This window comes from Kribbella sp. NPDC054772 (assembly GCF_053611945.1).
This window is the reverse complement of record NZ_JBSHBJ010000001.1, coordinates 496,784-503,731: the sequence shown is the minus strand read 5'-3', so window position 1 is coordinate 503,731 and position 6,948 is coordinate 496,784. Positions and strand designations below refer to the sequence as shown.

General features: G+C 68.6%; 7 protein-coding genes. 4 read left to right on the top strand and 3 right to left on the bottom strand.

What is annotated here, in order from left to right; translation table 11 throughout:
* Window positions 1-216: 216 nt before the first annotated feature.
* Window positions 217-1,503, bottom strand: coding sequence for an extracellular solute-binding protein (locus ACWGID_RS02525; protein ID WP_452193689.1), 1,287 nt, complete (start codon window positions 1,501-1,503; stop codon window positions 217-219).
* A gap of 250 nt (window positions 1,504-1,753) precedes the next feature.
* Between ACWGID_RS02525 and ACWGID_RS02520 the strand changes: the two genes are divergently transcribed.
* Window positions 1,754-2,797, top strand: coding sequence for a LacI family DNA-binding transcriptional regulator (locus tag ACWGID_RS02520; RefSeq protein WP_452193687.1), 1,044 nt, complete (start codon window positions 1,754-1,756; stop codon window positions 2,795-2,797).
* A 25-nt stretch (window positions 2,798-2,822) separates the two neighbouring features.
* Window positions 2,823-3,629, top strand: coding sequence for a TrmH family RNA methyltransferase (locus ACWGID_RS02515; RefSeq protein WP_452193685.1), 807 nt, complete (start codon window positions 2,823-2,825; stop codon window positions 3,627-3,629).
* Here ACWGID_RS02515 and ACWGID_RS02510 read toward each other — a convergent pair.
* Window positions 3,612-4,406 (bottom strand): class I SAM-dependent methyltransferase, encoded by a 795-nt coding sequence (locus ACWGID_RS02510; RefSeq protein WP_452193683.1) that lies wholly within the window; start codon window positions 4,404-4,406, stop codon window positions 3,612-3,614. The two genes, ACWGID_RS02515 and ACWGID_RS02510, sit on opposite strands and share 18 nt — an antisense overlap.
* Before the next feature lie 182 nt (window positions 4,407-4,588).
* On the opposite strand from ACWGID_RS02510, the gene ACWGID_RS02505 reads away from it, so the two are divergent.
* Both ACWGID_RS02505 and ACWGID_RS02500 read left to right on the top strand, forming a co-directional pair.
* Window positions 4,589-4,885 (top strand): putative quinol monooxygenase, encoded by a 297-nt coding sequence (locus ACWGID_RS02505; RefSeq protein WP_452193681.1) that lies wholly within the window; start codon window positions 4,589-4,591, stop codon window positions 4,883-4,885.
* Complete coding sequence (locus ACWGID_RS02500; RefSeq protein ID WP_452193680.1) at window positions 4,882-5,631, top strand: isocitrate lyase/PEP mutase family protein; 750 nt, start codon at window positions 4,882-4,884, stop codon at window positions 5,629-5,631. Before ACWGID_RS02505 ends, ACWGID_RS02500 begins: the two co-directional genes overlap by 4 nt.
* Before the next feature lie 5 nt (window positions 5,632-5,636).
* Here ACWGID_RS02500 and ACWGID_RS02495 read toward each other — a convergent pair whose 3' ends face one another.
* Window positions 5,637-6,902 carry an AlkA N-terminal domain-containing protein gene (locus ACWGID_RS02495; RefSeq protein ID WP_452193678.1) on the bottom strand — a complete coding sequence of 422 codons (1,266 nt, stop codon included), beginning with the start codon at window positions 6,900-6,902 and terminating at the stop codon, window positions 5,637-5,639.
* Window positions 6,903-6,948: the final 46 nt, after the last annotated feature.

Here is a 6,948-nt window from a genome sequence, read left to right as displayed (position 1 = left end):
GCCCCGATCACCGTCGAGTCGTGGGCGCTGGGGGGTGTAATCGCGCCGGTACACACGAAACGCCGATCGGGGGCGGAACCAAAACCCACCACAACGTGGGGGTGGGGGGGAAACACACCCCCCCCGGGCCGTCTCCCCCCCCCCCCCCCCCGCTGGGTGGAGGGGAGGCCGGAGCAGGCGCGGTCTCGCGCACCTGCTCCGCCATGGTTGTCGCGCTCACAGCCTCGAGATCGCTTCCTTGCTCAGACCGGCGAGCTCGTCGATCGCCTCCTTGGCGCTCCGCTTACCGACCACCGCGGTCTCCAGCGTGGTCTTGATCTTCTCCCGGATCTCCATCCAGGCCGCCGTTCCGCCCTCGGACCGGGCTTTGCTCATGTTGTCCAGGGCAAGCTTCACGAAACCGTTGTCCTTGACGTACTCGGAGTCCCGCAGGTTCTGTACGCCGGGCACGGATCCGCGCTGCTGCGCCGTCGGCAGGATGGACTCCGGCGTACCCATGAACTCCACCAGGGCCTGGGCCGCGGCGGCGTGCTTGGACGATGCGGAGCGGGCCACCAGGGTTCCGCCCTGCAACATCGCCGGCACCTTGTTGGCCAGGATGAACGCGCCGACCTTGTCTTCCTTGAGCAGCTCCGGGTTCTGCTTCTGCAGCTGCGTCCAGAGCGAGTTGTTCGCCATCATCATCGCGGAACGACCCTGCTGCAGGGTGGTCGGCTGACCGGCAGAAGACTTGAACGAGTAGTCGGCGGACTTGTCCTTGATCACGTCGAGGAACAGCTGCAGCGCCTCGACACCGCGGTCGTCGTCGAACTTGACCTGCTGTCCGGAATCGTCGAACAGGTTTCCGTCGTTCGCGAACAGGAACGTCTCCCAGCACTGCCGCAGATCGATCGAGAACGGATCGAATCCGACCCGCGTCAGCTTTCCGGAACCGTCCCGGCGGGCGAGTTCCTTGGAGATCTCGCGCAGCTCGGCCCAGTCCTTCGGCGGCGCCTTGATCCCGGCCTCGGCGAACAGGTCCTTGCGGTAGGTGACGATCCGGGTGTCCAGGACCATCGGCAGCGCGTACAGCTTTCCGTCGAACCGGGACGGCTCGAGCACCCGGTCCTCGTACTCGTACCGCTTGGCCAGGTCGTCGGGCAGCGGCGCGAGCACCTTCTTGTGCGCGAACGGCGGGATCCAGCCGACACCGAGCATCACCACGTCCGGCATCAGGCCGCCGGCCAGGCTGGTGGTGATCTTCTCGTTCAGGGCGGCGTACGTCGTGTAGTCGACCTTGACCGTGACGTTCGGGTTCTTCTGCTTGAACGCCGGCAGCAGCTTGCCCTCGAGCAACTGCTTGCCGGTACTGCCCTCGAACAGCGGGGTGAGCAGCGAGATCTCACCTTCGACGGGTCCGTCGGCGGCCGCCTGGGTGTTGCCGCCCGACGCGGAGCACCCGGTGGCCGCGGCGACGGCGCCGAGCCCGAGGGCGGTCAGGACTGATCTACGGGTGTACTCCATGGCGCGCCTTTCGTGGTGCTGCGGAAGTGGAGTGGTGCATCGATGCACTGGCTGGAGCGGCGCAGATGTGCGAGGTCGGTGCAACGATGCACCGCATGTTAGGAACGGATTTCGCGGCCCGTCAAGAGGTTGACGCCTCTCGAGTTCTGCTGGACTTTCGGAAGATCCTGATGCATCGTTGCACTGCAGTCCAGATCGAACCACGGGGTGACAGAATGCGCGGGTGGCCGGTGAATTGAGGACAGGTGAGGTGACGATCCAGCAGGTTGCGACCGAGGCGGGCGTCTCGCCGAGCACGGTGTCGAACCTGCTCAACGGGCGCAGTCACCGGATGCTGCCCGAGACCCGGCAACGGATCGAGCGCGCGATCGACAAGCTCGGGTACCGGCCGAACCGGGCCGCCCGGCAACTGCGGACCGGCCGGAACACGACGATCGGACTCGTCGTTCCGTCGGTCGGAAACCCTTTCTGGGGCGCGCTCGCACGACACCTGGAGTCCGCCGCGCTGGCCGAGGGCTATCACGTTCTGCTCTGCAACTCCGAGCGCGATCCGCGCCGCGAGCGCGACTACATCGACGAACTGTGGGCCGACGGCGTGCACGGCGTCGTACTGTGCTCGTCGCTGCCGTCGCTCGAGCATGTGATGCCGCTGGTCGAGCGTGGACTCCAACTGGTCGCCTTCGACCGTACGTCGCAAGCCGGCGATCCGGCCTCACTGGTGAGCATCAGCGTCGACAACTCGATCGGCAGTCAGTTGGCCACGCAGCATCTGACCGAGCTCGGGCACCGTCGGCTGGCCTTCGTTTCCGGCGCGCTGGCGAGCGTGAACCGCAAGGAGCGGTACCGCGGTTTCGTGGCCGCGCTCGAACAAGCCGGAATCGATGCGGAAAGTTCTGTCCGGGCTCCGGTCAAGGGCGACGCGGACGACTTCGGTGACGTCGAGGCGTCCGAGCTGGGCCGCGCGGCCGCCGCCGAGTTGCTGGCCCTGGAGGAACCGCCGACCGGGATCGTCGCGATCAACGACATGTGCGCGCTCGGCGTCTGCCGTGGACTGCGGGACGGCGGGCTCGAAGTCGGCAAGGACGTCTCGGTGGTCGGCTTCGACGACATCGTGCTCGCGGACCTGTACGCGCCGACGCTGACCACGGTGCGGCAGCCGATGCGCGAGATGGCCGCGGCCGCGTTCACCCAGCTCAGGGCACGATTGGACGATTCCGGACCGACACAAGGACAGTCGCTGCTGTTCCGGCCCGAGCTGATCGTCCGCGAGTCGACTGCGCCGCCAACTCCCTAGGGCGCCTGCCCGTAGAGTGGTGGCTGTGCAACGGATCTCGTCGCGGAATGCCCGTTTCCAGGTCTGGCAGGCGTCGCTCACCAACCGGACCAAGCGGCAGCGGTCCGGCGAGTTCCTGGTCCAGGGCGTGCGGCCGATTTCGGTTGCCGTGGACAACGGCTGGGTGGTGCGGACAATCATCACCGACGCATCGCGGCCGCTCTCCGGATGGGCGTCCGAGCTGCTGCAACGACTTTCCGGCGTGGAACGGGTGTCGATGGCGCCGGAGTTGCTGGCCGAGCTCGGCGAGAAGCAGGAGCCCGAACTGGTCGCCGTACTCGAGTTGCCGGCCGACGACCTGGATCGGATTCCGGTCGGGCCGGACTTCCTCGGCGTGGTGTTCGACCGGCCGACCGGGCCGGGGAACATCGGATCGATCATCCGGTCCGCGGACGCGTTCGGCGCCGGCGGCGTGATCGTCACCGGGCACGCGGCCGACATCTACGACCCGAAGGCGGTCCGCGCGACGACGGGATCGCTGTTCGCGGTTCCCGCCGTCCGCGCACCGTCACACCGCGAGGTCCTCGACTGGGTACGGCGTTCCGCGGTCCCGATCGTCGTGGTCGGGACCGACGAGCACGGCACGACGGACGTCTACGACTTCGACTTCACGCAGCCGGTTCTGCTGCTGATCGGAAACGAGACCGCCGGCCTGAGCACGGCGTGGAAGGAGGCGGCCGACCACCTGGTCCGGATCCCGATCACCGGCTCGGCCAGCTCCCTCAACGCCGCCAACGCGGCGACCGCCGTGCTGTACGAGATCTCCCGCCAGCGATCACGCCACGCACAGTAGTTCGGCGTGCAGGACGGAAATCCAGCCATCCGGAGTTTCCGTCCACGTCCGCCACGCCCGCGAGATCGCTTCCAGCTCTTGCTCGGGTACGCCGTCCGCTCGGGCCTGATCCGCGAGAGCGGACTTCAGGATCCGGTCGGCCCACATCCCACCCCAGAACGCACGGCCCTCGGGATCGGTGAACGCCCAGGTCGACGTGGTCGCGTCGACCTTCTCGAAGCCGGCCGCGTGCGCCCACGACAGCAGACGCCGGCCTGCATCGGGCTCACCACCGTTGGCGCGGGCGAGGCGCTGATAGAGCGCCATCCACTCGTCCAACTCCGGCAATGCCGGGTACCAGACGAAGCCGTGGTAGTCGGAGTCGCGCACCGCGACGATCCCGCCGGGCTTGCAGACCCGCCGCATCTCCCGCAGTGCCTGCACCGGATCCGCGACATGCTGCAGCACCTGGTGCGCGTGCACGACGTCGTAGGTGTCGTCCGGAATATCCAGCGCGTGCACGTCACCGACAACGAATTCCACGTCGAGGTCCAGGTCCGCGAACGTCGCCTTGGTGATGTCGAGCGCCGAGTTGCTCGCCTCCAGCGCGGTCGTCCGGCCGGGCTCGACCAGTCGCGCAAGATCCGCGGTGATGGTGCCGGGACCGGCGCCGACGTCGAGCAGCGACATCCCGGGCCGTAGGTGCGGAATCAGGTAACCGGCAGAATTTTCCGCGGTCCGCCAACTGTGCGACCGCAGCACCGACTCGTGATGTCCGTGGGTGTACACGTTGTTCATCGCAGGCTCCTTTGCCCTCCGCCAACGTTTTCCACCGTAGTCCAGGATCTTGAAAAATGAGACATATCGTCTCTATATACGAGACGATCAGAGATGACCGAGATGACCGAATATGGCCAGACCCACCCCCGGCCGGCAGGCGAACCTTGAGGTACTTCGAACCGACCACAGGAGGAAATCCGATGCTGGCCAAGGTGTTTCCGATCAAACTCAAGGACGGCAACCAGGCCGCCGCCGAGGCGATCGTGCAGGAGTTCGCGCCGAAGGGGCCGGGAACCGAGGAAGGCACGTTGTCCTTCCGCGTCTACCGCGACCCGGCCAACCCGGACTACCTGCTGTTCGTCGAGCACTTCGCGGACCAGGCGGCGTACGACGCGCACACCGGCTCGGCGGCGTACAAGGAACTGATCGCGGAGCGGTTCGCCGGCCTGATCGTCGAATTCGTCGAGATCGACCACGAACTGCTGGTCGGCCTGTGAGCGCGCGGAACGAGCTGGCGCGGCGGCTGCGCGAACTGCACGGACAGCCGCCGCTCGTGCTGCCGAACGCGTGGGACGCCGGCTCGGCGCGGGCGATCGAAGCGGCCGGCGCGGCGGCGATCGCGACGACGAGTGCGGGCGTCGCGTGGGCCTACGGCGTCGAGGACGGCGGCCCGCTGGACCGGGCGTCCGCGATCGCGACGATCCGCGCGGTGTGCGCGGCGGTCGCGCTCCCGGTGACGGCGGACATCGAGGCCGGGTACGGCGATGTCGCGGGCACGGTCAGCGAAGTCATCGAGGCCGGCGCCGTCGGGATCAACCTCGAGGACAGTACGGCGCGAGTTCTCGACGACCCGTTGGTGCATGCCGAGCGGATCAAGGCGGCGCGCGCCGCAGCTGTTGCTGCCGGCATCGAACTGGTGATCAACGCACGGACCGACACCTACCTGTTCGGCGACCGGACCGGCACGATCGAGCGCGCGAAGATCTACGCCGACGCGGGCGCGGACGTGCTGTTCGTCCCGGGCGTGGTCGACGCCGAGGTCATCGCGGGGCTGGTGAAGGAGTCGCCGCTGCCGCTGAACGTGATGGTCGGTCCGGGCGCTCCCCCGGTCGCCGAACTCGCGGACCTCGGCGTGGCGCGGATCAGCGTCGGGCCGGCGATCACGAGCGCGGCGTACGCGCTGGCAACGGCCGCCGCGAAGGAGCTCCTGACCAGCGGCACCTACACCACCTTGACCAGCTGACCGGCCTAGGCAGCGTCGAGGAGTTGGTAGACGGCGGCGAGTGAGCGCCACGGGCGGAGGTGCTCGGACTCGCCGCCGAGCGGCCAGGCGTCGCGAGCGCCGAGTCGCAGCGCGATTTCCTGGGCGGCGCGGGTGCTCGTGACGGCCTCGAGCGACGGGATCAGCGCCTCCGAGTCCTCCAGCGTGATGTTGCCGTCGGCAACCGCACGGGCGAACGAACCGACCAGCTCGGCTCCCGTCAGCGCCTCTGGGCCCGGGAACAAGTGCGTCAGACCATGCCCCAGCCCTGGAACCGCAACGCCGTACACCTCCACCAACTTGCGCAGCGCGTCGGTCGCATCCGCGTCGGGCAGCTGATCACGGACCACGGCTTGTACGGCGACCTCGAACGGGCCCCACGCGCCGGGCACCCGAACACCGGGCCGGGACGCGACGAGCGACCCCAGGCCGGCGTCCGTGGACAACTGCGTGCGGGCACGAATCGGCTCGCACTCGAGACCGGCCAGGCGAGCGGCGCGGTCCACGACATGAATCACGCCCTCCCAGAACGGCAGGTGCGCGCGCAGCAGCAGGTAGTCGTCGCCACCCGCGCTCAGCTCCAGCACGCCCGGCTCACCGTCCAGCGAGATCGTCCGCCGGTACACGCCGTCCACGACCGACTCGACGCCCGGGATTGCGCCCGCCCCGAGGTACGCGCACATCGCCTCCCAGTCGTACGGCGGGGTGAACGGCAACCGCAGTACCAGGCCGCCGTCGGCGACGAGGCGATCGCTGCGCCGCCGCCGGTCGCGCAGCTCGCGCGGCGATGCGCGGAAAATTTCCTGCATGGCCCGGTTGAACTGCCGCAAGCTGCCGAAACCGGATGCGAACGCGATTTCCGCGATGCCCAGATCCGTGTCGTCGAGCAGCCGGCGCGCGAAGTGGCCCCGTCGCGACCGGGCGAACTGGTCGGGCGTGACGCCGAGGTGCTCGTGGAACATCCGCCGAAGGTGCCGCGCCGACACCCCGAGCCGCGCGCCGAGCGCCTCCTCGCCGGACTCGTCCAGCAGGCCGGAAATGATCAGCTGCACCGCGCGGCAGACCAGCTCGGGGGTTTCGTCGGCCACCGTCCCGGCCACCCGGTACGGCCGGCAGCGCAGGCACGCGCGGTACCCGGCGGCCTCGGCCGCGGCAGGCAGCTCGAACGTGCTCACGTTTTCCGCGAGCGGCTTGGCCCCACAGCCGGGCCGGCAGTAGATCCCCGTCGTACGGACCGCCGAGTACGTCGTCATGTCCCCCACCCCTGTCGTCCGGACCAACGGTAGGCACGGCCGCCGA

What these genes read in the sequence shown, in the direction of transcription:
- ACWGID_RS02525 (WP_452193689.1), bottom strand. Translation starts at nt 1,503, where the DNA reads ATGGAGTACACCCGTAGATCAGTCCTGACCGCCCTCGGGCTCGGCGCC.
- ACWGID_RS02510 (WP_452193683.1), bottom strand. Translation starts at nt 4,406, where the DNA reads ATGAACAACGTGTACACCCACGGACATCACGAGTCGGTGCTGCGGTCG.
- ACWGID_RS02505 (WP_452193681.1), top strand. Translation starts at nt 4,589, where the DNA reads ATGCTGGCCAAGGTGTTTCCGATCAAACTCAAGGACGGCAACCAGGCC.
- ACWGID_RS02495 (WP_452193678.1), bottom strand. Translation starts at nt 6,902, where the DNA reads ATGACGACGTACTCGGCGGTCCGTACGACGGGGATCTACTGCCGGCCC.